General features: G+C 52.8%; 28 protein-coding genes and 1 tRNA gene. 9 read left to right on the top strand and 20 right to left on the bottom strand.

What is annotated here, in order from left to right:
* The first annotated feature begins 148 nt into the window (after nucleotides 1–148).
* Nucleotides 149–1192: a tyrosine recombinase XerC gene (locus B5D52_RS05295; RefSeq protein ID WP_016146568.1), complete on the top strand. Its 1044-nt coding sequence runs from the start codon at nucleotides 149–151 to the stop codon at nucleotides 1190–1192.
* 48 nt (nucleotides 1193–1240) lie between these two features.
* On the opposite strand, the gene B5D52_RS05290 is transcribed toward B5D52_RS05295, so the two are convergent.
* The 4 genes from B5D52_RS05290 to B5D52_RS05275 all read right to left on the bottom strand — a co-directional run bounded on the left by B5D52_RS05290 (nucleotide 1241) and on the right by B5D52_RS05275 (nucleotide 5582).
* Nucleotides 1241–2422 carry an ABC transporter permease gene (locus B5D52_RS05290; RefSeq protein ID WP_016146567.1) on the bottom strand — a complete coding sequence of 394 codons (1182 nt, stop codon included), beginning with the start codon at nucleotides 2420–2422 and terminating at the stop codon, nucleotides 1241–1243.
* Nucleotides 2409–3374: an efflux RND transporter periplasmic adaptor subunit gene (locus tag B5D52_RS05285; RefSeq protein WP_040332459.1), complete on the bottom strand. Its 966-nt coding sequence runs from the start codon at nucleotides 3372–3374 to the stop codon at nucleotides 2409–2411. Before B5D52_RS05285 ends, B5D52_RS05290 begins: the two co-directional genes overlap by 14 nt.
* 113 nt (nucleotides 3375–3487) lie before the next feature.
* Nucleotides 3488–4849, bottom strand: coding sequence for a DNA repair protein RadA (gene radA, locus B5D52_RS05280; RefSeq protein ID WP_016146565.1), 1362 nt, complete (start codon nucleotides 4847–4849; stop codon nucleotides 3488–3490).
* 22 nt (nucleotides 4850–4871) lie between these two features.
* Nucleotides 4872–5582 (bottom strand): N-acetylmuramoyl-L-alanine amidase, encoded by a 711-nt coding sequence (locus B5D52_RS05275; RefSeq protein ID WP_016146564.1) that lies wholly within the window; start codon nucleotides 5580–5582, stop codon nucleotides 4872–4874.
* Nucleotides 5583–5926: 344 nt separating this feature from the next.
* Here B5D52_RS05275 and B5D52_RS05270 point away from each other — a divergent pair, with 344 nt between their 5' ends.
* A complete protein-coding gene (locus B5D52_RS05270; protein WP_016146563.1) occupies nucleotides 5927–6358 on the top strand; it encodes a dUTP diphosphatase in 432 nt (143 codons plus the stop codon).
* A 30-nt stretch (nucleotides 6359–6388) separates the two neighbouring features.
* Here the strand turns inward: B5D52_RS05270 and B5D52_RS15885 are convergent, their stop codons facing one another.
* Complete coding sequence (locus tag B5D52_RS15885) at nucleotides 6389–6586, bottom strand: hypothetical protein (protein ID WP_147535076.1); 198 nt, start codon at nucleotides 6584–6586, stop codon at nucleotides 6389–6391.
* A 225-nt stretch (nucleotides 6587–6811) separates the two neighbouring features.
* On the opposite strand from B5D52_RS15885, the gene B5D52_RS05265 reads away from it, so the two are divergent.
* The 7 genes from B5D52_RS05265 (at nucleotide 6812) to B5D52_RS05235 (ending at nucleotide 13394) form a co-directional block, all read left to right on the top strand.
* Nucleotides 6812–8311: a DUF3794 domain-containing protein gene (locus B5D52_RS05265; RefSeq protein WP_016146561.1), complete on the top strand. Its 1500-nt coding sequence runs from the start codon at nucleotides 6812–6814 to the stop codon at nucleotides 8309–8311.
* 19 nt (nucleotides 8312–8330) lie between these two features.
* A complete protein-coding gene (spoIVA, locus tag B5D52_RS05260) occupies nucleotides 8331–9809 on the top strand; it encodes a stage IV sporulation protein A (protein ID WP_016146560.1) in 1479 nt (492 codons plus the stop codon).
* Between the two features lie 152 nt (nucleotides 9810–9961).
* Nucleotides 9962–10459, top strand: coding sequence for a hypothetical protein (locus B5D52_RS05255; RefSeq protein WP_016146559.1), 498 nt, complete (start codon nucleotides 9962–9964; stop codon nucleotides 10457–10459).
* A gap of 81 nt (nucleotides 10460–10540) precedes the next feature.
* Nucleotides 10541–10616 (top strand) — tRNA-Pro (locus B5D52_RS05250).
* Between the two features lie 186 nt (nucleotides 10617–10802).
* Nucleotides 10803–11783 (top strand): hypothetical protein, encoded by a 981-nt coding sequence (locus tag B5D52_RS05245; RefSeq protein ID WP_016146558.1) that lies wholly within the window; start codon nucleotides 10803–10805, stop codon nucleotides 11781–11783.
* A 281-nt stretch (nucleotides 11784–12064) separates the two neighbouring features.
* Nucleotides 12065–12499 carry a Panacea domain-containing protein gene (locus B5D52_RS05240; RefSeq protein ID WP_016146557.1) on the top strand — a complete coding sequence of 145 codons (435 nt, stop codon included), beginning with the start codon at nucleotides 12065–12067 and terminating at the stop codon, nucleotides 12497–12499.
* Nucleotide 12500: 1 nt separating this feature from the next.
* Entirely contained in the window at nucleotides 12501–13394 is an 894-nt protein-coding gene (locus B5D52_RS05235) for a hypothetical protein (protein WP_016146556.1), read from the top strand.
* Between the two features lie 58 nt (nucleotides 13395–13452).
* Here the strand turns inward: B5D52_RS05235 and B5D52_RS05230 are convergent, their stop codons facing one another.
* From B5D52_RS05230 to B5D52_RS05165, 15 genes are all read right to left on the bottom strand, one after another.
* Nucleotides 13453–14169: an N-acetylmuramoyl-L-alanine amidase gene (locus B5D52_RS05230; protein ID WP_016146555.1), complete on the bottom strand. Its 717-nt coding sequence runs from the start codon at nucleotides 14167–14169 to the stop codon at nucleotides 13453–13455.
* Between the two features lie 42 nt (nucleotides 14170–14211).
* Nucleotides 14212–14649 carry a phage holin family protein gene (locus tag B5D52_RS05225; protein ID WP_016146554.1) on the bottom strand — a complete coding sequence of 146 codons (438 nt, stop codon included), beginning with the start codon at nucleotides 14647–14649 and terminating at the stop codon, nucleotides 14212–14214.
* A gap of 1 nt (nucleotide 14650) precedes the next feature.
* On the bottom strand, nucleotides 14651–15241 hold the full coding sequence (locus B5D52_RS05220) for a hypothetical protein (RefSeq protein ID WP_016146553.1): 591 nt from the start codon (nucleotides 15239–15241) through the stop codon (nucleotides 14651–14653).
* Nucleotides 15241–16419, bottom strand: a complete 1179-nt coding sequence (locus B5D52_RS05215; RefSeq protein WP_143149476.1) for a fibronectin type III domain-containing protein — start codon at nucleotides 16417–16419, stop codon at nucleotides 15241–15243. Before B5D52_RS05215 ends, B5D52_RS05220 begins: the two co-directional genes overlap by 1 nt.
* 404 nt (nucleotides 16420–16823) lie before the next feature.
* The gene (locus B5D52_RS05210; RefSeq protein ID WP_016146551.1) at nucleotides 16824–17546 is read right to left on the bottom strand and encodes a hypothetical protein; all 723 of its coding nucleotides are present in this window, start codon (nucleotides 17544–17546) and stop codon (nucleotides 16824–16826) included.
* The gene (locus B5D52_RS05205) at nucleotides 17547–18161 is read right to left on the bottom strand and encodes a putative phage tail protein (RefSeq protein ID WP_016146550.1); all 615 of its coding nucleotides are present in this window, start codon (nucleotides 18159–18161) and stop codon (nucleotides 17547–17549) included.
* On the bottom strand, nucleotides 18158–19237 hold the full coding sequence (locus B5D52_RS05200; protein ID WP_016146549.1) for a baseplate J/gp47 family protein: 1080 nt from the start codon (nucleotides 19235–19237) through the stop codon (nucleotides 18158–18160). The genes B5D52_RS05205 and B5D52_RS05200 overlap by 4 nt, the downstream gene beginning before the upstream one ends.
* Entirely contained in the window at nucleotides 19237–19665 is a 429-nt protein-coding gene (locus B5D52_RS05195) for a DUF2634 domain-containing protein (RefSeq protein WP_016146548.1), read from the bottom strand. Before B5D52_RS05195 ends, B5D52_RS05200 begins: the two co-directional genes overlap by 1 nt.
* Nucleotides 19662–19964, bottom strand: coding sequence for a DUF2577 domain-containing protein (locus tag B5D52_RS05190; protein ID WP_016146547.1), 303 nt, complete (start codon nucleotides 19962–19964; stop codon nucleotides 19662–19664). Before B5D52_RS05190 ends, B5D52_RS05195 begins: the two co-directional genes overlap by 4 nt.
* On the bottom strand, nucleotides 19961–21826 hold the full coding sequence (locus tag B5D52_RS05185) for an XkdQ/YqbQ family protein (protein WP_016146546.1): 1866 nt from the start codon (nucleotides 21824–21826) through the stop codon (nucleotides 19961–19963). Before B5D52_RS05185 ends, B5D52_RS05190 begins: the two co-directional genes overlap by 4 nt.
* Entirely contained in the window at nucleotides 21827–22540 is a 714-nt protein-coding gene (locus tag B5D52_RS05180; RefSeq protein WP_016146545.1) for a LysM peptidoglycan-binding domain-containing protein, read from the bottom strand.
* Between the two features lies 1 nt (nucleotide 22541).
* Nucleotides 22542–24632: a tape measure protein gene (locus B5D52_RS05175; protein ID WP_016146544.1), complete on the bottom strand. Its 2091-nt coding sequence runs from the start codon at nucleotides 24630–24632 to the stop codon at nucleotides 22542–22544.
* A gap of 21 nt (nucleotides 24633–24653) precedes the next feature.
* Nucleotides 24654–24812 carry a hypothetical protein gene (locus tag B5D52_RS16220; RefSeq protein WP_016146543.1) on the bottom strand — a complete coding sequence of 53 codons (159 nt, stop codon included), beginning with the start codon at nucleotides 24810–24812 and terminating at the stop codon, nucleotides 24654–24656.
* Between the two features lie 26 nt (nucleotides 24813–24838).
* On the bottom strand, nucleotides 24839–25261 hold the full coding sequence (locus B5D52_RS05170; protein WP_016146542.1) for a phage tail assembly chaperone: 423 nt from the start codon (nucleotides 25259–25261) through the stop codon (nucleotides 24839–24841).
* Nucleotides 25262–25273: 12 nt separating this feature from the next.
* Nucleotides 25274–25732: a phage tail tube protein gene (locus tag B5D52_RS05165; protein WP_040332458.1), complete on the bottom strand. Its 459-nt coding sequence runs from the start codon at nucleotides 25730–25732 to the stop codon at nucleotides 25274–25276.
* Nucleotides 25733–25748: the final 16 nt, after the last annotated feature.

The raw sequence follows: 25748 nt of genomic DNA, 5'->3' as shown, positions 1-25748 counted from the left end.
CGTTGAAATCTGTCTTATCTTACCACACCCCTTCTTTTTTTACAAGGTACGCATAGCTGTCCAATGGTTTCATCTTTCAATCATGCTTTGACGAACACCCGCAAACGTAGTAAAATGAGAAACAGACAGACAACAGGAGGTTCTATTTATGCGATATGTCATCTCTGAATATGCGCACGATGCCTGTCCGCTCTTACGCGACTTTCTTATCTACATGACAACCATTCGCGGCAAGTCGCCCAAGACTGCCTTTGAATATTTTCTGGATTTGCGCCTTTTTCTGCGCTTTATCAAAATCAGCCGTGGGCTTGTATCGCGTGATACCCCGTTTGAAGAAATTTCCATCTTCGACGTGGATGAGTCGCTGCTGAAAACCATCCGCTTGACCGATATTTACGATTTTCTGACCTACATCGGCGAGCAGCGTCCGACTCAGGCCAACAGCCCGGCAACCGATTACGGTCTGTCCCCGATTTCCCGCGCACGCAAGGTATCTTCTCTGCGCTCGTTCTTCCGCTACTTGACCGATAAAGTTCACGTACTGGACTCCAACCCGGCTGGTGGTCTGGAACTGCCCTCCAAACCCAAGGAACTGCCCCGCTATCTCACAACCGATGATTCCATCCATCTACTGCAAAGCATCGAGGGAAAATACGCCGAGCGGGATTACTGCATTCTCACGCTGTTCTTAAACTGTGGTCTGCGTGTGTCCGAGCTGGTCGGACTCAACCTGACCGATGTGCGCGAAGGCACACTGCGTGTACGCGGTAAGGGCAACAAAGAGCGCATGCTCTATCTCAACGAGGCCTGCGAAGAAGCAATCGCACAATATCTTCCCCAGCGCATCATACCGCACGAGGCCGACCGTGACGCCCTGTTCGTCAGCCGTAATCGCAACCGCATCAATGTCCAGACAGTCAAGTGGCTGGTCAAAAAATACATTACGGCTGCCGGTCTTGACCCGACTAAGTATTCCGCGCACAAGCTGCGGCACACGGCCGCGACGCTCATGTATCAGAACGGCGTGGATATCCGTACCTTGCAGAATGTACTCGGTCATGCCCGTGTCGACACCACCATGATCTACACCCACATTGCCGACCAGCATGTGCGGGAAGCTGCCGAGCGCAACCCGCTCGCGCATATGACGCGCAGCAAACAACCTAAAAATGTCGATTCTGACCAAGATTGATCACAAAAAGACGAGCGCATCCCAACTTACGGGTACGCTCGTCTTCTTTTATCCGCGCATGGTCTGTACAGGGTCTAAATGCGCTGCATGGAGTGCTGGTGCAATGCCCGACAGGACACCACAGCCGACCGCAACCCCAAAACAGCCGGTCATCAGTTGTGGGGATGCGCTGACTGCATATCCCGTCCAATGCGAAGCCGCCAGACACAGCCCATGTGCTGCCAGCAGTCCGCAGGCTGCGCCCAGTGCGCAGATCAATGCCGCTTGCAGCACAAACAGCCAAAACACGTCGGTTTGTCTGGCTCCAATCGCACGGTAAATGCCGATTTCCTCACGCATTTCATGTGCTGCCGACAGCATTCCACCCGCGACAGCGCCCAAGGCGACGATCATAGAAATTCCAGCCACCAACAGGAACACCCAGACAGCCTGCTCTGCCAATTTGTCCACCGTTCCCAGATATCCGCTCAGATCCTGCACGCCAATTTTGCTATGCAGTCCCAGCGGCCCCTGTGCAATGGCATTGAGTTGGCGTTCGATAGTCTGTGTATCTCCCGTACAGGACAGCAGCACCTGATCGGCTCCCTGTCCGGCATCGGCCACCACCGCATAAGGCAGATAGATGATCGTCGGCACCGAGCCTCCCGCAATGCCGGACAACATCTGTGTCTGATCCCGAATGATACCCACGATCTCAAAAATCTGCTCCTGTCCGTCGATCGTCAGATACAAGTTTCGCCCAGCAACGTCCACTCTTCCGTAAAGCTGTTCGGCCAGCGTCTGGCTGATAACCGCCCGCCGCACCTGTCCGTTGGCTTCGCCTGCGGTCAGCAATCGACCGGAAAGCAGGTCCACATCCAACACCTGCCCCATATTCTCATCCACGCCAAACAGCAATGCGTCCCCGCTGTGAAAGCCGTTCTGATACCGTCCGGTCTGGTATTTGACCGGCATAGCCGTCTGCACATCAGGGCATGATTCCATCACCGCTTCGGCAAACGCCGGTGTCAGAACCTCCCCTGACTGTGCGTCCTCCAAATAACAGGTCATACCACGCAGGCCGATTGCATGAATGGCCTCGTGCATCTCATCCTGTGCCACATCACCGACTGCACCAATGACCGAGATGGCGCACACGCCGATCGCTACGGTGCAGCCGCACAGCAAGCTGCGCACACCGCCTCGTTTGACCTGTCCAAACGCCAGCCGGATGAGATCACTGCCCCGCATCCGGGTACACCTTCTCTCCATCCTGCAATGGGGTCTGATTATCGCACACAATCCATTCTCCGGCAGATACGCCCGAAGTAACCTGTACGCCCTGGCTGAGCTGGTACCCGGTCTCGATATCCTTTCGATGAATGGTTCCGTCCGGCTCACACACGAACACATACTGCTGGGTACCATCCTGCCGAATGGCCGTATACGGCACGGTAACCGCGTTCTCTATCGTATCGGTGAACAGTTTGACATCCACCGTCGTTCCCGGCATGAGCTCGGCATCCGTATCGGTGATCTGCAAGCTGCACCGCACAACTGCTGACTGGTTACCTCCCGTAATACTGAAAGTCTGCACGGCATAGGGTGCGATTTCAGTCAGACTTGCAGACACGGTATTCCCACTGTCTGCCACCGACGTAATATTCGCTCTCTGTCCAACCTCCAAATCGGTCGCATACAGTTCGGGCACCTTGGCTTCGACGCTCAAATCGGAAAAATCCCCTATGCGCACAGCGGTCACACCTGGCAGTAAGAGATCTCCCTCCTCGGGCAGCTGAGCGACCGTGCCATCCATCGACGCACGCACGATGGTTCCGTTCTGTGCAGCCTGCTCGGGTGACGCATTGGCCGTCTCCTCGAAAAAAGCGGTTGCTGCCTGCTGCACTTCCTCGGAAACCTCCGGATAATATACCTGAATCAGTGGTTGACCGGCCTCCACGGTTTCTCCGAGAGATACATAACAAGTCTCTACCCGCGCCGGTGCATAGACAAACTCCTGGCTTTCCCGTTTTGCGCGCACCGTTCCTTTCACCGACACGGTATTGTAGACATCTTCCTTTGCCGCCTGGGTCACCGGCACAGTCTCGGGCAAATCCGGTCGAGACAGGGCTGAGACAATCAGCATTCCGATCAAAACACAGGCCGTCAGCACAAGCACCCAGCGATAACGCCTGTCACGCATACACATCATTCCCTCCGCAAACATTCTCGCTGACAGTTTGCGGCAGAACACCGTTTTTTATACAGCAAAACACCCGCAAGCCGGTCTGGCCTACGGGTGCAAAACGGTTCGGATTATAAGACTGCTTGCAGTGCCTGCTGCACAGTCTTAACCTTGACGACATTCATATGTTCCGGAACCTCACCGACATCCTGGTCGGGCACAATGCAGGTGTGGAAACCCAGTCGATAGGCTTCCCAGATGCGCTGGGACGCACAGCTGACCGCACGCAGTTCACCGGTCAAACCGACTTCTCCAAAGCTCATAACGCCCTCGGGCAGCGGTTTATCCCGGAAACTGGACGTGATTGCAAGCACCATTGGCAGATCGGCTGCCGGTTCGTCCAGTCTCATGCCGCCAACGACGTTGACATACGCATCACTGCCCGACAAAAACAGTCCGGCTCGCTTTTCCAGAATGGCAAGCAGCAGCACCATACGGTTATAGTCCACACCCGCTGCCGTGCGGCGCGGCACGCCGAACTGGGTCTTGGCAACCAGTGCCTGCACCTCGGCCAGCAGCGGTCGGCTGCCCTCCATGACACAGGCAATGCAGTTGCCCGACGCACCGGTCGGATGACCGGCCAGCATGGCAGCTGACGGGTTCTGCACCTCAAGCAAGCCGCGGTCGCTCATCTCAAAGACACCAATCTCATTGGTGGAGCCGAAACGGTTCTTTGCCGCACGCAGGCAACGGAACGGGCCGGTCTGCTCGCCCTCAAAATACAGCACGCAGTCTACCATGTGTTCCAGAATTTTCGGGCCTGCAAGGGTACCCTCCTTATTGACGTGTCCGACGATAAAGATGGTCACACTGTGCCGCTTGGCATACTGCATGAGGCTCATGGCACACTCTTTGATCTGGGTCGTGCCGCCCGGTGCCGCGGTTAAATCGCGACGGTACACGGTCTGGATCGAGTCGATGATGAGAATATCCGGCTCAAGCAGGTCGGTCTCGTGGATGATTTCATCCATATCGGTTTCGGCCAAAATAAACAGATTGGACGCGCGAATGCCCAGTCTGCTGGCGCGCAGTTTGATCTGCCGCAGCGATTCCTCGCCCGACACATACAGCACTTTGGCTGCGCGGCACATTTCCTGACACATCTGCAAGAGCAGGGTGGATTTGCCGATACCCGGCTCACCGCCAACCAGAACAAACGAACCGTGCACGGCGCCGCCGCCCAGCACACGGTCCAACTCTCCGATACCCGACTGGAAGCGGGATTCGGTCGCAGAGTCGATATCCGACAGCAAGGTCGGCTTATTCTGTCCCGTCCCCCGATGGTCAGCTGCCAGGACACCGCGGGTCGCGGTCTCGGGCTTGACTTTATATTCACTCAGTGTATTCCATGCACCGCACGACGGGCACTTACCGTACCACTTGGGACTCTCATAGCCGCAATCGCTGCACAGAAAAATGGTCTTTTGTTTCATGTACTTCCTCCAACTTGGGGTGTTATGCCTGCAAATATCCTGCCACGATACAGGTCGCAAGCTGCGTCTGGTATCCGTCCTCGCACAGCTTTTGCTCTTCCTCGGGATTGGACAGAAAGCCGCACTCGACAATGAGTGCCGGACAGGTCAAATGCCGCATGAGGTAAATGGTGTCACCCGCAGGCTTGGCAACACGGGTATTTCCGTTCTGAATACCGTCTTTGAGTGCGGTCTGGATGGCTTCTGCCAGCACTTTGCTGTCCGGGTCTGCCGCACCGTAAAACACCTGTGCACCAAAATATCGAGACTGCTCAAATTTATTGAGATGGATGCTGACAAAGATCGGATGCGCAGTCTGTTCGCAAATACGGGCACGAGCACGGATATCCGCCGCTTTATTTTCCCGCACGCTTCGCCCGGCCTCATAGTCGAGTGCCTGATCGTCCGGACGCGTCAGCACGCTGGGCTGGCCAAAGAATCCGGCTAGGTCGCGCACCTTATATGTGATTGACAGGTTGATCTGCTGTTCAGTCACGCCATTCGGACTGACCGCGCCCCCGTCAAATCCACCGTGTCCGGCGTCCAGCACCAGGGTTGGAATCTCCCTTTGGGCAGAAAATACGTCCAGCCGTCCACCCGCATGCAATTGATCCAAAATCAGCAGACCAACCAGTCCCAGCGCAATATAATAAAACCAGCGCCGCCTGAAGTGCTGCAAAATTCGCTGTTTCATGTTCTCCGCCTCCCCTGTCGTCAGGGTATGTGGCAAAAGATCACGATATGATTATTATAACAGACCGGTTCCAGAATGGAAAGTCTCTCACGCTTTGTCGAATTTTGTCGAACGAATTGATTTGCCGTGTAAAATCATCCATGTTATAATAAAATTGTTCTAAAACAGGGGTTTTCTTCCAAGATTTTTCCCTGTTTGTGGATATCGCAGGTTTGCGATTTGGGTAAAAGGCGTCCCCGTCGGTCTTCGCACCGTCGGGGACGTTCTTTTTTCTGTCATTTACACTTTCCCGCCTCCCGTGGTATCATATTGCTATCCTTATTTTACCCTCAGGAGTACACAAAATGGAAATCAAGATTAAATATTTTACCGATGCCATCGAGCGTCTGCGCTACATTGATGGCAAATCCGACTGGATTGATCTGCGTGCGGCGCAGGAAGTCACACTCAAGGCCGGAGAGTTCGCGCTCATCCCGCTCGGCATTGCCATGCAGCTGCCTGCCGGATACGAAGCGCATGTCGTGCCGCGCAGTTCAACCTTCAAAAATTTCGGCATTATCCAGACAAACAGCATGGGAATCATTGATGAAACCTACTGTGGTGATAACGACCAATGGTTTTTCCCGGCCTATGCGCTGCGTGACACGGTCATTCACGTCGGCGACCGTATCTGCCAGTTCCGCATTATGGAGCACCAGCCCGCAATCACCTTCCTCGAGTCCGACACGCTGGGCAACCCTGATCGCGGCGGTCACGGCAGCACCGGCAAAGCCTGAGCTGTCTGTCACACTTTGCGCTGCACGCGCTTATACTGCGGTATAAGGAGTGTGATCCGCGCTATGAACTGTCTGCGATATCTCATCGGGATGCTCTGTCTCGGGGTCGGTATTGGAATCATTCTCGGCGGACTGATCCCGGCTCTCTTCGTTCTCTTCCTCTGTGCCGTCGGTCTCATCGCGTGCGGTATCATACTGCTGGCTCGATAAAAGGAGGCTCATTTCCATGAAAGTCGTGATCTGGAAAAGTCCGCGCTGTCTATGCGGTGTACTGCGCAGAATGTTCGGCATTCGCAGAGGTGATTAAGCTCATCCAACCAATCACAGATTCTTCCTCAATCTGCGCTGTCATTTGACGCGGCCTCACGGCCGCGTTTTTTTATTGCCTCGCTTCATATTGCCGGCTCTGCCACATATACATAGAGCAGAAGCAGCAAAAAGGAGGAAACTGACATGGAACCAATCCGCACCGATCTGCAATACTTCGAACCCACCCACACCATTCATACATCGTTCACCGAGCGTACTGACGCCATCGTCCCCGACGCGGAACCTGACATCGGACGCATCCTCTGCGCTTACGCCTCGGTCAGTGTGAAGGACGAGCTGCCGCAGAATGACCGCATCCTGCTTTCCGGTACGGTGAACACCGTCGTACTCTTCCGCCCCGACGGGCAGGATACCATCCGCTTTCTGCAAATCCCGCTGAGCTTTGCGCACATCGAGGAAACACCGGGCATTCTGCCCGAAAGTCCCTGCTTTGTGCGCTGTCAGGTCGCTGATGTGTCGGCCTCTGCGGTCAACTCCCGCAAGGTCAGCGTGACCGCAACTCTTTCTCTTGAAGTGGAGGTCTTCGCCGAAAGCGGGGTCTCTCTGACCGAAGAGATCGATACCGAAGGGGACGATGCACTCGAGGTTTTATACGGCTCTCAGACCATCCCGCTGCTGCGGCACGCCGACGTGCGTGACTATACCGTGCTGGACGATGTAGAGCTCGCTGGTGCGCAGGGGCTGCGCCTGATCAGTGCGCGCGGAACGCTGCGTCCGGTTTCCTGTCAATCGGGTGAAAGTCAGGTAACACTGTCTGGTGAGGCCGTGCTCTCGCTCCTGCTGCTCGACGACACCGGTGCCATTCAGCCCATGTCTCAGGTCATCCCCTACACACAGGTACTCGATGCGCCCGGACTGCATGCATCCCTGCCCACCTCTGCGCGTTTATCGCTGCGCAATCTGGACTGTATGCTGCGCGAGGATGGCGTTCTGTCTGTTGGATTGGGTGTCCGTGCGCTGCTCTTGCAGCAAGGTGAAGAAAACATTCAAACGGTACGAGACCTCTATCACCTGCACCGCATCTTGAACTTCGACACGCGAGATGTTTCGCTCTGCGCCTACCACACCGACACGCCCTTTGTGCTGGAATCCTCGGCCATGCTTCCGATCGTCCGACCGGCCAGCGAAATCCTGATGGCGGACGGCATCTGTCTATCGCTCGACACCAAATCGGCATCCCCGGAAGCCAGGGTGCAGGTCTCTCTGCTATATCGTGACCCTGCGGGCGCTCTCTGCGCTGAACAGCAAATCGTATCTGCCCCGCTGCCCAATCTGACCCTTCCTGACGGGGCGCGTCCCTGTGATCTCTCTGCCCGCGTATCGGCATCTCCGGGCAGTGATGGCAACGTCCCGCTGCGTATCACGGTCAGCGGCGATCTGATCACACAGTCTCAGGTCCCGGTGCGTGACATCACAGCACTCTCTGCCGATACGCCCCGTCCGCCGCTGGAACCAGCCGGTACAACGCTCATTTTGCGATACATTCACACCGCTGTTCCGCTCTGGGAGATCGGCAAACAATACGCATCCACCGCCCAGGCCATCCGGCAGGCAAACGCGCTGCCCGACGGCACGGATACCGTCGCAGACACCATGCTGCTTATCCCAGTCTATGCGCAGTGACCGAGGAGGGAAAACACAAATGGAAAACAAAGGTCTTTACGAACAGATCGGCACCCGCACAGGCGGTGATATCTACATTGGTGTCGTCGGCCCGGTTCGCACGGGTAAATCCACCTTCATCAAGCGTTTTATGGAATGTATGGTCATTCCGCAAATCGACAATGTATACCAGCGCGAGCGGGCGAAAGATGAACTGCCGCAATCGGGTTCGGGCCGCACGATCATGACCGCAGAGCCCAAGTTCGTTCCCGAACAGGCTGCCGAAATCACACTGGCACCGGGCAGTACCTGCCGGGTACGTCTGGTGGATTGTGTCGGCTACTTAGTTGACGGTGCACTTGGCAGCATGGAAGAGGATGCCCCGCGCATGGTGTCAACCCCCTGGCGTGACACACCCATGTCTATGGCCGAAGCCGCTGAGATCGGCACCAAAAAAGTCATCGAAGATCACTCCACCATCGGTCTTGTCATCACGACCGACGGTTCGTTCTCCGATCTTCCCCGCGAAAGCTATGCCGCGGTCGAAGGCCGTGTCATTCAGGAACTGCAATCCATTGGCAAGCCCTTTCTGACATTGGTCAACTCGGTCGACCCACACAGTGCAGCCGCCCAGCAAGTCGTCCAGCATTTACAGGAGACCTACGGCGTGTCTGCCGTTCCGGTCAACTGCGCTTCGCTTGGAGAATCCGACCTGCGCACCATTCTGACCGAAGTGCTCTATGAATTCCCCATCCAGCAAATCGCCGTCGCGCTGCCCCGATTCGTCAGCATCCTGAGCGCCAATCATCCGGTGCAGTCCAGCGTCTATGACAGTCTGCGACAGGCAGGCAGTGCTGCGCATACCATGCGCGACCTGCAAGCAATGGCACAGGCACTCTGTGAAAATGAGTGGATTGACGATGCACGCATCGCAAACATGGACTTAGGCACAGGATGTGCGCGTCTGGTCGCCGATGTCCCAAACCGTGTCTTCTACCAAATCGTCACCGAACAGACCGGCATCCAGATGAAGGACGAAGCCGACCTCATCCCCGTCCTCACCCGACTGTCTGCCACCGCCAAAGAATACGAGCGCATTGCCGGTGCGCTTGAACAGGCCCAGGCAACCGGATACGGTGTCGTCATGCCGCGTCTGGAAGATCTGTCTCTTGCACCTCCCGAAATCATTCGTCAAGGTGGCCGGTACGGAGTCAAACTCTGCGCTTCCGCTGCCTCCATCCATCTGATGAAAGCCGAAATCAAGGCATCGGTTACTCCTATCGTTGGCACCGAAAAACAGTCCGAGGAGCTGCTCAGTTACCTGCTTGGAGAATTCGAAGGCGCTCCCGAAAAAATCTGGGATACCAATATTTTTGGTAAGCCGTTGTCCGAACTAGTCGGCGAAGAACTGTCCGGCAAACTCTCCCGTATGCCCGAAGATGCACGCGAGAAATTCCGCGAAACCCTGGAACGCATCATCAACGAGAGTACCGGCGGTCTGATCTGTATTTTGTTGTAAGTACATTTATTGCATACTGGATAAATCGTTCACGTATATGCTCTCTTCCCTAGCAATGGACATTCCATGCGGATACTTGATTTTTGGTTCCCATCAGGGTATGATAAATACATTCTAGTACCCGACCCAAGGGAAAAGGGAGCGTTTCTTCTATGCGCAAGCAAGTTTTTATCATCAATGGTCAGGGCGGTGTCGGTAAGGATACCATCTGCAACTGTGCCGCCCAATATTTTCGTGTCCGTAATGTCTCGTCTATCACCCCCATCGTTGAAATCGCTCGATTCGCCGGTTGGGATGGTCAAAAAACACTGGCCGCACGCCGGCTCTTATCTCAGCTCAAACAAGCTTTCACCGAATTTAACGATCTATCCTTCACCTACTGTCTCAAAGCTTATCAGGATTTTCTGGGCAGTGATGATGAGATTCTATTTTTACATGTGCGCGAGCCGGAAGAAATTGAACGACTCAAAACTGCCATTGGCCCAGATTGCCGCACGCTGCTCGTACGCCGCTCCGGTCTTTCCGCACGGCATTACGGCAATCGCTCGGATGATGAGGTCGAATCCTACCCCTATGATCTCTATTTTGACAACCATCCCCCGCTCGATACCCTCCCGGAACGCGTCAGAAATTTTTTTGAAAAACTTTGAGTTTTCCTGTTGACATTCCTTGTCACCCATGGTATTATATACAAGCTGAGTTCAGCAAGTAACAACGCAGCAAGTAAATATCCGGGTGTAGCGCAGCTGGTAGCGTGCTTGACTGGGGGTCAAGAGGCCGCAGGTTCAAGTCCTGTCACTCGGACCAAAGAAAAACCGCTTATAGATCTTCAAAAGAGATCGATTAAGCGGTTTCTTTGTATTTTATCGCCTTTTACACTTGAATTTTGTTCAAAGTGCATTTTCGGGATTTTCTTGGATTTTTGGCGATTTTTCGGGATTGTTTGGTGTCAATTTGATGTCAGCTTTTTTTAGAACTCTGTGAGGTAAGATTGTGGACAAAGATACTTCCATCATTTTTAATTTTTTTAAATCTGATTGCACATCAGAGTTCTGTCGACATTTTTCTATCGCAGAAAAAGATTTAACCGCTACTCTCGATAAATACCAAAGCGCCCACGATATTTCAGATATAATCAATGAATTGGAAATCAACTTGGAAACTCCAATTGATAACGTCAAAGTCACTTGGCATCATCTTACAACAACCATTGACGGTGATCTAGCACCCTTTCAACAGTATGGCTTTTTGTCATTATGCGACTTACTGACTAACGACACTCCTTTGCGGCAATTTCTTGAACAACACCTAATTCACTTTGATATTGCTAAAGCTTCTCTGATCTACAACGGACCTAACAAGCGCTCATTTTCCATTAAATTATATGATATTGATAAATTGCTATCAGACAATTTGGACTTTAGCAATCTAAATACAATTGATTTCAACGCAAATAATCACGAACGTGAGATATATGAGCAAATAAATTATTTATATTCTAGATTGCATGAAGATTCAACGGATTACGGAGGCATAGAGGGATTCTTATGGTGTCCTCCACATCTCAATATTACAGACTACTCTTGCATAGAAACATGCCCCGAATTCTTAAAAGCTGTCCACGATTTAATGCAATATATTGATCCAACACGGGTAGACTTATTAGAGGACTGGACCAAACGAACAAAGTCTGTGCTGTTGGAAGTTGTAACACCTCTTGCTTATACCAAATTAGATGGTGGTGATGATTTTTTACCAAACTTAGCCGATTACTTATCCAATGAATGGGCTAATGCAGATTTTGATTTATATCCAGACCTTTTAGACGAGTTTAAGGCCTCTCTATCTTTGAATTGCTTGCATAATTTCTATCTTTTAGCGACATTCCTCCAAAGACACTACCCAGACGATCGGGTCGCTTGTATCATTAATCGACATTATCATATTCCATGTGAGTCGATTCGTGTAATTTAAGCGTATGTTTCACCATTATAAATATGTGATTAAAAAGCGACTGCCACTCTATATTTCACCTAATATAGCGTAATAAAAATTTTTAGATCGCAAAAATATAACAAATTCACTAAAAAAAAGATTCTTCTATCATCTTTTTTATGAAAAAAATTCTGATATTATATCAGATTCCCTATCAAAAGTCAAGTATAAGATTGACACTCCATAAACCACATGCTATGATAACTTTACAACAAAGTTATCTATTACTCATACCATAAATGAAGGGAGGGATTTTAGCCATGTATGCTGCAACAACTATTTCTCGGCATATCGTTGATTATTGTTCTCGAACAAATCAGCCTATAAGCAACTTAAAATTGCAAAAAGTTTTATATTTTCTTTGGATTGATTATTACAAACAAACCGGAAAATACTTATTTAATGATGTATTTTCGGCGTGGCAGTTTGGTCCCGTTATCCCCGAAGTTTATTATGAGTTTTGTGCTTATGGCGGAATGCCCATTGACTGTCTTTATGATCCACAACAAATAGACCAAGAAGATCAAGAAATCATTTCTTCTATCTTGAAAAAATACCTTCCAATAACCGTAAGTAAATTAGTAAATTTAACACACTTACCTAATCATCCTTGGGATGATATATTCAATACCAAACACTCGCCTCGTGGTACCATTCCTTTTGATTTGATTATCCGGAAGGAGTGTATTGTCTAAAATGGAAGAGGCTAGCGTCCAAACAAAGCAACGCAATCTAGAAAGTTTACTATGCTCTTTATCCGGAGATGTTCTCGATCCCGAAGATACAGAACAGCTGGAACGAATCAGCGGAACTCTTTATCACATTTATCGAGACGGCGAACAAGAGCCTTTTCGTCATTATTACTCTCGCTTTTTCCCTTTATTGCTCGATTTTACCAAAGCTGACAGCCCATATAATTTTGAATATCTTACAAATAATTTAAGCATTCTGGGCAATTACATTTCCGCACATTCCGTTCAATACGACTTATTATTATCCCATTTCTTCAAATTACAAGATCATATAAATTTAGAAATTGCACGAATTCAATTTTCCCAATCCCAGACACAACAAATCCAAGACTTAAATTCAGAATTAACGGCTACAAAGCTCGAGCTAAATCAAGCAAAAGACTCCCTCAAAGTTGCAATAGAACACGCACACGGATTAAAAACTGAAGTGTTGACCGTATTAAGTATCTTTTCTGCAGTAGTTCTTGCATTCATGGGTGGAATGTCATTTAGCAGTAGCGTCCTCGAGAGTATGCAAAATTCTTCTATTTACAAAGTCATTTTTATTGCAACCATTTGTGGTCTTGTTGTGTTTAATACAATATGTGGCCTAATGTACTTTGTATCTAAAATCACAAAGTTAAGCATCCTGACTCAATGCAATGAGCACAATTGCACTTGTGTAAATGATACTTCACAAACAAATTGCTCACCACTTAAGCGTCTAAAGTCTAGACTACCTTATGTGTTTTATTTTAATGTATTTGCATTGATTATACTTAGTTTAGACATAATTGCATGGATCATAAATCTTCACAAAGTAGCATATATAATTCAAAACCTTATATTCCATTTTTAAATGGCCGGAAATTATCCGGCCATTTATTATACTGCCCCTCAGATACACGCTACCACAATTAGGAACTAACCACTAAATTTCTATCCATTGCTCGCGCCAGCTTTTTGACCAATGCCTCGCCGTACTGGTAATCCAGCAGATAACGAATCGTCTGCTCCTCCAGCCCTGCCTTGATCTGGATGGTGTCGATCGCGGTCTGTACATCAGGATCGGTCACCTGCTCAAGCTGCACCGCGATACCCAGCGTCTTGAGAATGCCGCGTGCATACGCCTTTCCGAACACGGCCTGCTTGTCCGCGGTATCAACCTTCACCCGGTCGGCTGCTGTATCGATAAACGCGCACTCACAGATGACCGCCGGGCACGCTGTCTCCCGGATAAACCCAAAATAATCACGGCCTGCGCTATTTGCTTTGGTCTTACAGCCGCGTGAGGTCTGACCAATGGCCTTGACCTCAGCCTCGATATTCTGCGCAAGAATTTTACCCTTACCACCGCCCAGCGTGTGATACACCTCGAAGCCGGTGCCGCCGCCCGCGTTGGTGTGGATGTCCACAGCCAGATCCGGATCGTAGGCGTTGCACTCCTGAATCTCCTCGGTCAGCGGATCGTCCTCATCTTTGATACGGCTCATGCGAACCTGTACGCCGTGGCGCACCAGTTCCGCCTGGCACGCAACCGCAATGCCGAGATTGATGTCGGCCTCATCCAGACCGCCGCCCTGTGCGCCCGGATCGCTGCCGCCGTGACCGACTCCCAGAAAAACCTTTGCCATATATGTACTCCTTTCACCGTGCGTGTCCAATTTGGACACGTTTTATTTTTGCCCATTCTTACCTTGCAGCTGCTCAATGGCCTGCATGATGACATCGGGCACCGGCAGGCCCATAAGTCCAGCATTCTCGATAATCGAGATCGTCTCATTGACAATGTAGGCAATCACGACCGCATCCCGGACAAACGCCGTGCCCAGGACAATGTCCAGCCGCGCAGCCACCAAGACGATGATCAGCGTCATGCCTTTTTTAAGGAGTCCCTGCCAGCAGGCAATGCTGCTCAGGCTACCAGATGCGCTCTTATCCGATGCCTGAAACACGCCCGCGACGATCAGGCCGGACACATAATCGATGGCCATAAAAATGAGCAGCGTCATCATGGCGGCATCCCAGCCGCCAAACGCCTGGCTGATCGCGCCGCCCGCAATCGCTGCACCGCCCATCAGGACGGCTTTTGTGTCTGTCAGATGTACAATCATATTATCCCTCCTGTACTTCCCACTGCCACAGGCCTGCGGTATCCGGGGCCCAGACACACGGCAGCATATCCGACTTACACAGGTAAGTCTTGCCGTTGTAGCTGTAATATGTGCCCTCGTGGCAGTCCATGCCGTAGATCCACGGGACCGGGTCTTCTGCCGTGCCTGCGTGGCTTTGGTCGATCGGGCGATAGACAGCCAGCACGCCCTCGCCGTGCGGCGGCTGTCCCTCCTGCGGCGTGGTGTTGTCCTGCACAACACGGTACAGCGTGCCGCCGTCGTTGATGATCGCATCCTTTTTAAGCGGCTGCGCTTCCTCCAGCACCTGCTCCCAAGTCGGAAACAGGTCGGGCATGGTGAGTGCCTGGGAATCGGTCATCGTGGGCGCGGCCTGCACGGCCATGACACGCGCAAAGGCTGCCAACTGCTGCGGCGCGGTCTGCTGCATCACAGAGGTCATGCTGTCAATATCAGCCTGCTGCTCTCCGCTGGTCGTCTCAAGAGTCTCGACCCGGCGTTCGAGTGCCGGGTCAGTGCCGCCGCCCTGTGTGGGCGGTCGGGTCTGCTTTTTGTCATCATACCAAAGTGCCATTACTGAAAACCTCCTTGGATGGATACGATGTTGCCGTCCTCGCCGCTTTCACCGCGCTCGACGGTGACGCGGAAGTTAAACGCCCAGCCGTTGGTCTGGGTCTTGTTGGTGAACGGGTGATTGCGTCCAGCCTTAACGTCGGCGGTCGCGTCTTCCCATACCGGTTCCGGGTCGTTGCCGTTGTTGGTCAGCTCGATGAGCTGGGTTGCATCGGCCGGAATTTTGCCGGTGATGGCCAGCACGGCGACCGTGATCTGTTCCTCGACTGCTAACGGTTCTTCCAGTGTAATGACCGCCTTATGTACAGCCTTGGTAAAGGTCAGCTCGAGTGTGGACGACTTGCCCGCCGAGTCTGTAGCCACGATCTGCACGGTCTGTGCGCCGTTGAGAATCTTCTGGAAATACTCGTCGGTAATTTCAAAGGTGGCCTGCTCGTCCAGCGTCGCCTTATAGGTACGCTTGACCATATCACCCACCTTTTCAGTGACCGTTACCTCCTGTTTTTCAGCGTCTTTAATTGTATACTGGATACTGAACCCCTCGGATTTCTCGCCCAGGTCACCCGACTGGCTACACTCAATGACCGGCGCCGTGTTGTTGTCGATCGTGCGGCTCGGGCTGGTCGTGTAGGACGAATAGGACGCAAAGCTGTCGTAAGCCCGGACGCGATAGACGACGCTGGTGTGCTCACCCTTGGGGATGCTGTCCTGATAGGACAAGCCCGTGCCCTTGTAAATCTGCGTGAATGCACCCGTGCCGTCCCACTGGCGTTCGAGCTCATAGCCCTCTAGGTTGCCATCGGCATCGGTGGACGCCGTCCAAGTTACGGTCAATTTCTCGCCGCCCGCAGGCTTGAGCGGCACGGAGATCGACGGCGGTGCTGCCGGTGCGCGGTTGTTAATGACTGTGCGGTTTTCACTTGTCCGCCAACCGGATTTTGCACCAGCAGTATCGTAGGCGCAAACACGGAACATAACTGTTTCCGTGCCAAGCGGAATCATGGTTGTCGTGCTCGTCTCACGTCCCTGATAGATCTGCGACCAAGACGAGCCGCCGTTGTACGAACGCTCAACGATGTATCCGTCGAGATTGCCATCCGGGTCGGTTGCAGCTGGCCAACTAACTTTTGCATCTTCCCCGCCACGAATGGTGTCTGGGATAGAAATAGATACTGGCACCGTTGGGGATGCATTTACAGTTACATGTATTGGGGAATCCGTCTTAGCGGTAATAAAATGTTTGTCACTTCCACTGGTAGAACGCCAGCCTTCGACTTTAACCCAAATATCGCAACTAATCTTCGGCGAATATACTATTGATGCAGTATTATTAAGGCCAGGTTTAACTGATGCACCATCTGTAGCACTGTAAATCAATTTAGAGAATGCGGCATCAGAATACAAAAAGAACTTAGCTTCTCTACCTGGATAGCTGTCAGTGTAGTATGCATCAAAACTAAAACTAGCACTTACCGAGATTGATTCACCAATCACATACGCATCACAGCGCATACGGTACGGATCATCTGCTGCATGATTCCCTTCGTATTGGTAATTAAAATTTGCCATTCATTTTCACCTATTTAAAACTCCACGCGTGCTTTCTGCTGATTCCAGACACCCGCAACGTCCACGCTGTCCAGATTTTCAAACGTCACGCGGAACGGGTTTCCGTTGACGTCCGTGCTGTATTGCAGCTCAATGAGAGACATACGGCTGTCCAGCTGATCGGTTATACCCAGGATATACGGATGCGCTGCCGGGTCGGTGTTGTGCTGCGCGATAAGCTGCCGCGCCTCGTCCAAAAACAGCGGCAGAATGACAACGGTGCAATAATCGGCCACATCCTCAGCGGTCATAAAGGCATCCGCGTTATACTCCAGGATCACAGTGGGCGCGTTGCTGACTCCAATGGCGACGGGGAAACTTCTGACTTCGACCGCACCCTGGGTGTAGGGCTGCACCCACTGGGGATAGTCGCCCAAGTTGCCGTAATAGATCATTACCTCTGTACCGCTCTTATCGCGAGCAAAAACGCCGAACTCACGCAAATAAAAGCCGTTTTCCAAACCGCCGTGCAGGTCGTTGCGATATTGAATCGTAAAATCAACCTGTTTGCCGTGCACAAGCGGCTGGGTGCTTGTGGCCTGGGCAATCGGCTGAACCAGATCGGTCAAGGCTGTCGGCTGGATCTCTGCCGGGACCTGACCGGTGCCGACCATACACCGGGTAATGGTCAGCGTGTCCCCGGCGAGCAGGCCGGTCAAAAGCTCCATGCCTTTGGCCGGAATGATAAATCCATACATTTAATTGGTCACCTCCATCGGTGGTAGTCTGAGGGTTGTTACGCTGCACATCACGCCGCCCGGATAAGCCGAGACAGCGTCATAGGTTGGTAGGTATTGTGGAAGCTGGGTGGTCACAGGCGACGGCATCAATGCACCGCCGAGGTACAGGGTTGTCTGCATCGGCTGAGCAACAGTTGCCTGTTCATAAGCGATATTCGCAGGTTTAATGCGCAGGATGTGCTCTCGCAAAATCTGCTCTTTTGCCTGTGTATCAGCCGGAATTTCAACGTGCAGCACGTAATTCTGAACGTGCGCCTGTGTATTCCCTTCTCCAAACATGGATTGCAAAAAGCGTCTGAGATATCGCATTGTAAACGCCTGATTTTCCAGCAGCCGCGCCTTCACCCGTGCACGCCGATCATCCAGCTGATCGGTTTTCAGCGGATGCAGCTTCAAAATTCCTTCCCAACGACGAATTCCCAGCTCGTCCATGTCGTCCAAGAACTGATTATCCATCAGGCTTTTCTCGGCCTTGTGCAGTCGTTCCAGCTGCACGTCTTCCGCTGCCATGAGATACCGATATTCCAGAACATCACGAAAGGCCCAAGGCAGATAAGTAATCAATGGCTTCACGGCTGCGTCACCTCCAATGTACCAAGACTCGGAACCGCATCCGCATCCAGCTGAACATTGGCAGGTGTACCATTCAGTTTGGTGTCTGCCACATCCAGAACACTATCAAGCGCGAGAAGGGCGCTCTCAATCTGTGAGATGCGGACAATGGTCGCAGTCTCATCCGCCCAGGCATCTGCCAGCGTGACAAAATACGCCATGACCGCTTCCCGCAGCGCACTTTGCGCTGTGTCAAATTCCCAGCCCTCTGCAAATGTAATCTGGGTTTGAATATTGATTGGCTCTGCCCTGGCACCAGTCACCAAAACCGTATGACCAATCGGCGCAATCCCCAACCCTTCCCCTTGATTCTGCTCCGGATCTACCGCTGTCTGCACCTGTTCTACCAAGGCGCCGGATGGCGGTTTCCCATCCGCGCCCAAAATCGTCAGCTTGACCGTTCCCGGTCCATTCCATACCGAATACACCTTGACGCCGCCTACACCATCCAGCAGTCCAACACGCTGTTTATAATCCAAGATATTGCCGCCGAATGCCAAGCCTTCCAAGCTATCATAGTAACGCTTGCGCAAGGTATCTGCGTCGTCCGCGTCCTCGCCCGGAACGATCAGACTGGTAATCTGAGAAGTAGCCAGTCCGGCAATGTACTCGATGGGCAGCAAAAAGCCGCTGGAAACATTGCCCGCTGTACCGGTCTGTTCGCATACGAGGCGGTACACACCCGGTGACACCCGATCGGTCACCGCATAGTTCACGCCATCGTGATTGAATCGTGTACCGTTGGGAATCGAGATCTCTGCCGGGGTAAACTGCGCCTCAATGACGGCCGCAGATGCATCCCGAATGGGTACGGCTCGCTCCCGACAGCGCTTCATCAGGCCGTAAAGCGATGCCGTGTCCACGAAAGTCTCATCCATGACGACATCCAATTCGATATAGCATTTGACAATCTCTGCCGCAGCCGGTGCAAGGGCATCATAAATCACCGAGCCTTCTCGTTTATCCACGGTATCCGGCACCGCTGCCAGCAGATCGGCCATAACGCTGTCAAAGGTAATGCCATCCCGATACGCCATTATGCAGTCACCTCCTCACCTTTTCCCCACCAGTCATATTCACTTGGAACCTCTCCCTCGGTTGTCACCGCCGTAAATCGCACCGTCAGCTGCTTGCGATTACGAACAAATGCAAAATTTTCAACACGCAAGATCCGGTCATCCTGCAAAAGCGCTTCCGAGATTGACTGCCGGATCAGGCTTTCCAAAAGCGGTGTGTTTGCCTGTCCAATCCGGCTGACCAGTTCCACACCGTAATTCCACGAGAAAATCTCATGTGCATATCGCTCGCTGTGCAGAATCATAAAAATGGTCTGCTTCATCGCTTCCTGACCATCCAGCATCCCGGTCGATGGTTTGCCGCCAAAGTTCAGGCGATAGGTGCGGGTGGGCTGTGTGCGCAGCGTGAAATCAGCTGTTAGGTCATCCCCGTACAGGGTTGGAATCACAGTGTCCCCTCCTTTCCGAATATCAGATAGCGCTGGCCGCCTTGGAAGCGCAGTAGAATCAATTTATCTCCCGGTTGGTACACATCGCATTGACAGCGCGGTGCGCATCCCTCTCCCGGACATTGGATTTCACAGGACGCACGCACCACCAGATAGTCCGGCCCTAAGATACGCTTCTGCGACAGGCGCACGGTCAACGGCTGTGCGGTAACGACCGTGCCGAACACGATCTCGGTCGGCTTGTCCTCCCGGACAGCTGCGAGCGCAACCTGTTTGATCACTTCAATCAACTGCTTCATGCCTGAAATTCTCCTCCTGCCAGTGCCAAATCCATGGTGTGCAATCCGTCCACAAAGTGATGGGTGACCGACTCCACACACATATAATTGCGCACAATGATGTCGCCGATGTTGAGAAAGACCGGCAGCAACGTACCGCCGCGCACGTTAATATCTCCGATTGCGCCCTTGACTTTCAAACTGCGGTTTTTGCGGTTGTAGTACGCAAGCAGAGCTTTGGCCTTTTCGGCCAGCAGCGCCGGGTCGGTGTCCTCGTCCAGCTTTTCATAATATTGCAGCTGTCCCCAGACCGCCTGGCTGCCTGTGTCGTTATATACATAGGTCTCGCGCACGCCAGTGTCACCATTGTCCACAGCGAGCTTGATTTTGTTGTACACGCCTTTGTCGATGGTCGAAGTGTAGTCGAAACTCTGCGCGGTATCAGCATCCACTACATAACTGTCCATGCGCATGGTGTCCAGACCCGCAAGGGTTAGGGCACCAAAGGCATCATAGAGCACATACAGCTTTCCGGTAGCGACCACGGTCAGATCGGATGCCGTTTGCAGCATATCGAGCAGGGGTCCCTCCTCCAGCCGATGGGGAATCTTATACTTGGTGTCCGCGATCTGTCCGCACTTCAGGCCGTAGTCAGCTGCCAGCATACGCAGCAGTTCGGCATAGGTCTTGTTCTCGTAGGACAGCGTATCCTCATTCTTGAGGTAGCGCATTTGGTCGTATGCGATAACCTTGATCTGTTCCAAGTCCTGTCGGCTCTTTTCAAAGACAAACCCAGCAAAGGCGGGTATGCCATTCCAATGCAGTGTGACCGGGTTACCCTCCTGAAAGTTCAAAATTGCATCCTTCATCACGGTAAACGTCAGTTTTGCAGGCTCTCCCTTGCGAGAGCGTTCCAGTTTAACCTCACCTGCCACGCAGGGCACATAGATCTTATCATTCTGGATGCGCAGCTCCATGCCGTTGGTCAAGTGCGGCGGCAGATCGAGCAGCTGATTCTTCTGGACGGCAGACAGACCGGTGACCGACTGCACCACAACCGTTGTGATCTCCTTTTTCTCGGTCGTGACTGCGCCTGTCCCGCTGCCGGTATCGGCAGCCCCGGTTCCGCCCAAGATGGCATATCCATACTTCACGCCCCAGCTGTTGCACTCAGCTGCGGTGCCCATCAAAATATCGAAGTGATAGACACCATTTTCCACGGTAATCGCGCCGCCGCGGTCATTGACCGTATAGGTTGTACCGTCCCGGCTGGTTCCTGTTCCTATGATGGTGACCTGTGTACCGAACGGGACCGATTTCGGCGCTGCCATCGTGCGCTTGGACGGGTCGAGCAGATTGCCCTGTGCGTCGTAAAATCCGCCTTCCATTGCATTATCTGCCGGATAGTATGCGGTAAACTTGGCACGCACGCGATTTTCCGTGCTGGTCGATGTGCTGCTGCCGGTGTAATTGGCAGTCGTATCTTTGGCACTGACGTAAGATAACGGATTGACCGAACTGCCGTTTCGGTGCATTCCAAAATGTAGATGGTTGCCGGTCGAAGCACCGGTCGTACCGACTGCCGCAATACGCTGCCCTGCTTTGACCGTCGCACCGACCTTGACATAGAGCGCTTTACAATGTCCGTAAAAACTCTCCAAACCGCCGCCGTGGTCAATACGGATGTAATTGCCATAACCGCCGCTGTTCCAACCTGAGACCTTCACAGTACCCGCACCACAGGCCAGAATATCCGTTCCGCTCGGCGCGGCCAGATCAATGCCGTCATGGAACTTACGGTCTCCCGAAATCGGATGGATTCGATACCCGTAATCTGAGGACATTCTGCTGTATCCCGGACAGGGCCATACATATTTTCCCATTTAACTGCCCTCCGGTAATTTCAGCACGGTGCCCGGATAGATCCACCAGCCGTTTGACGAGCTGGCTCTGTCATTTTGTCTGGCCGCCTGCTCGATGGTCTCGCGGTTGCTTTCATACAGCTGGTCGCTTTTGGAACCATCGCCCAAATACTTTTTGGCGAGATTCCAGAGGTTGTCCCCTGCCTGTACCGTATAGCTTTGCGGTGTCTCACGCCCAGATGTGTCGCGCGGTGTTGTGATCGCAGCCGATGCACCGCCCGATGCGGTCTTTGTGATCTCCAGCGTTTTAGTCGCCCACGCTCGATATTGCAGCAGCGTCACATCTACCATCACATCGCCGCCATACTGTGCGGCATCCTCGTTGATGGTGTACTCCTCAAGAGAGACACGCAAGGTGGTGTCCGAGGTTTGCCAGGACAGCCCGGATGCCGTGCGCAGCAGGCGAAAAGCGACCGGTTTCGCCGACAGCTTGATCTGTTCCAAGGCAGTCAGATACCAGGATGCCGGCTGAAAATCCGATTCATAGGCCGCAAATGGATAGCGCACATTGGGCAGCAGCGTGGAAAACGTGACTTTGGTCAGTCCCGGCTGCTTCAGGATGCTGACCACACCGTCACCGATCAGTTCCACGGTCTCATTCCGGTTGTCGATCTTGAGTGTGAGCTTCTCCGGCGCTACTGGAAACAGGAACGAGGACAAATAAAGCTGATACATATCAGATGTGCACCCCCTCACTTGCCTCAATCATGGCCTGTACAGCGCGGGTCTGCATCTCATCCATAATGCCGTCCAAATCCAGTGCATTTGCAATGCTGTTCTGGTTGTGCATTTCGACCTTGATCTCAGCCGTTGTAAACTGATTGACCGCCTGCCGCTCTGCGATCATACGCAGATAGGCCAGTTCTTCGTCCGAAGTGTTCTTACTCTGTTTGGTATTATCCGCGATAGCCTGGGTGTTGTCATAGATGCCGTCAAAATTGTTTTGATACCCGGCGGCACCCAGCGGGTCGGACAGGTCAAAATTGAACAGATTGCCTACTTTTTCCTCGACACCAGCACCAAAGGAATATCCTGCTGCCGCAGCATCCCGATAATCGATATAGTCCCAAGCTTTGACGTACTCGGTCCAGCCCGATTCGTCCTTGATGTTCTGCTTGGCGTCCTGTACCGACCGCACATAGTAGTCGATACCGGCAGTCATCTCAACCTCTACACCCGGAATCTTATTGACCAGATCTTCAACTCCCTGCGCGAGCTTCTGAATATAGCTCAGCACAGTCTCTACCATATCGAGAAACAGAACCTTGACAGCTGCTACCGGGTCCCGGAACACATTGCCGATGAAATTGGCCGCCGATGCAAACGCACGCTGCACCGGAATGACGGTGGAATTCAAAATAAATGCGCCCAAAGTGGCAAACAGCCCGGCAATGAATCCCGTCGCACTGTACGACGTACCTTTGAAGTGGTTGATAGCTGCAACTGCCGCGTAGATTGCTGCAATGATCGTCAGAATGCCGATCACAATCCACGTCACCGGGCAGGCCAGCAGCGCGGCATTCAATCCAACCTGTGCGCCGGTCGCGGTGGTCGTTGCCGCAGCTTCCGCAAGGGTCGCCCCTGCCTTGATCGCAGCCCGCGCAGCCGAAACCGCCGAAAGTCCATTTGAGATGGCCTGTACCGCATTGTATCCGGTCAGATAGCCGGTGTAGAGCAGCAGTGCGACCGCGGCTGCCGTCAAAACGGGTGCGATGATTGACCAGTTATCATACAGGAAGCTGCCGACCTGTACGCCTAAACCAAACACCACAGCCAACGCGCCTGCAATGCCTGCAAGTGCGTTCAAAATGCCGTTTGTCGTGTTCTGGAAGTCGTCAGTATTGGCGATCTGGTTGATCTGACGCAAGATTGGGCTGAAGGTCGAAAGCGCGGAATTCTTCATGCCGATCCAGATCTGTGCCCAGGTCTTTGGCATGGACTCGAATTTCGCGTTGGTCTCATCTGCAACTGCAAACAGCGCATTCTTGACGATCTCACTGGTGACCTTGCCATCCTGTGCGACCGTCTTGATGGAACCTTCGGCAATGCCCATATACTGCTCAATGGCACGGGCAATACCCGGCGCTTGCTCCAGAATCGAGTTCAATTCCTCACCACGCAGCGCTCCCGCGCCCATGGCCTGCGTGAGCTGGACCATGGCATATTTCTGTTCTTCTGCCGTTGCACCGCCGATGACAAACTGCTTGTTCACCTGTTCCATGAACGCGATGACCTCGTCGTTTGTACCAAAAGCCGCGCCAGCATTGGCGCCCATCTTGGCGATGGCCTTGGCCGTATCAAAATACGCTGCGCGGGATGCCTGCGCCGAGGCCATGACCTTTCTCTGCAATTCCTCGATACTGCCGCCGTCATCCACGATGAGATTCAGGCGGGCAGTCGTCGAAGCCAGCTGATCGGACAGGCCAATCACCTTACCAATACCGATCATACCGCCCAAAGTCAGGCCGATGCTCTTGATCTTGGACAGCAGCACGCCTGCGGCATTTCCGCCAGCACGTAGGGACTGATTGAATCGATTTTGCTGGTTATCCGCCTGTCCCAAACGCTGCTCGATGCTATTGAGCGCGGTCTCAGTTCGGGCAAGTTCTTCCCGCGCCTGCTGAATGGCTGCGGTGTCGATTGCCCGGCCGCTCGCGCCCTGCATGGCCTCGAAGCTGTTGAGCACGATATTCAGCGCACGGTTCATGTTTGCCAGCGGAGAGGTCACGCCGTCATACAGTGCAATAGAGGTACGGATGGTTGCCACCGTCGTGCACTCTCCTTTCTGTCATCGGTGTTTGGATTTTCGTTCGGCTTCCTTTCGCCGTTTGGCTTCCTCCTTGGCGCGGATGGAAGCCGCAGCAGCAACAAAAGCACGCTCGGCACGCGGAAGACGCAAAAAGGTGGACGGCGTCCAGTGCAGCTCGTGCAGGCAGTAATATGCCATGTTGGCCTCCCAGTCGCCGTCCTCGATCAGTTTTTTGCCTCGTCCACCAGCTCGTCCATCGAGGCATCGAACCCGCAAACCTCCTGTACCTTGGCTGCATAGTCTGCATACTCGCCCGGGTTCAGCATGGTCTTGAGCAGGGCTTCTGCACCCATCACACCCCAGCTGTCCTGCAGTGCCTGATCGTTCAAATTGGGATACACCGTACACGCAACGGCCAGCTTACAGACGTATGCATTCGCATCAATCTCACGCGTGAACTGATTCTTGCGTCCCGGCACCTGCACGCGGCGCATACAGCTTGCACGGATGGCGTCGTCCTGTTCTCCTGTGATGCAGCGAATGATCCACGGTACCGGCTTGCCGTCCTTTGCAAAGCGTTTGGATGCAACGAAGGTGACCTGCTCGGTCTTTTCTGCGTTCTCCATAAAAAATGCCTGTAAATCCATGATCGTTCCTCCTTATTCCATGCCTTCGAGCAGCTGGAAGGTCTCAGGCATCTCCCAGTCCTCGAAAGTAAAGTCCATGTCTTCGTCCAGATATTCGCCATTCGCGTCAAACTTCGCCAGGATACCGCCATCCACATTGCAGTCGCGCAGAATGATGGTCTGACGACCGACCGCCGAGGTGGGGTCTTCATTGGAAATCTGAATGTCAAAATAGACATCCTCACCCGTATCCTTGTACTTCTTCAGCATCTCGCGGATGATCGACGTATTATAATGGAAGGTTGCCGATCCGGTGCCCTCCCAGCCGCTTGCCTTGTTGCCCTTACCGGTTTTTCCCAGAATGGGTACCTTGGTCTTGGTCTTATCCATCTTAGCCTCGAGGTCAATGGCCTGCATGAAAAGATACCGGTTGCCTGCAATGGTTATAAAGCATTGTGCCAGAGAAGCGTAGACCGCATCTTTGGCCTTCATTACTGTGCTCACATTT

The sequence above is a fragment of the Butyricicoccus pullicaecorum DSM 23266 genome (genome assembly GCF_900167005.1).
Lineage (GTDB): Bacteria > Bacillota > Clostridia > Oscillospirales > Butyricicoccaceae > Butyricicoccus > Butyricicoccus pullicaecorum.
Note: the sequence above shows the minus strand (reverse complement) of the source record. Positions and strands in the feature narration are given on the sequence as shown.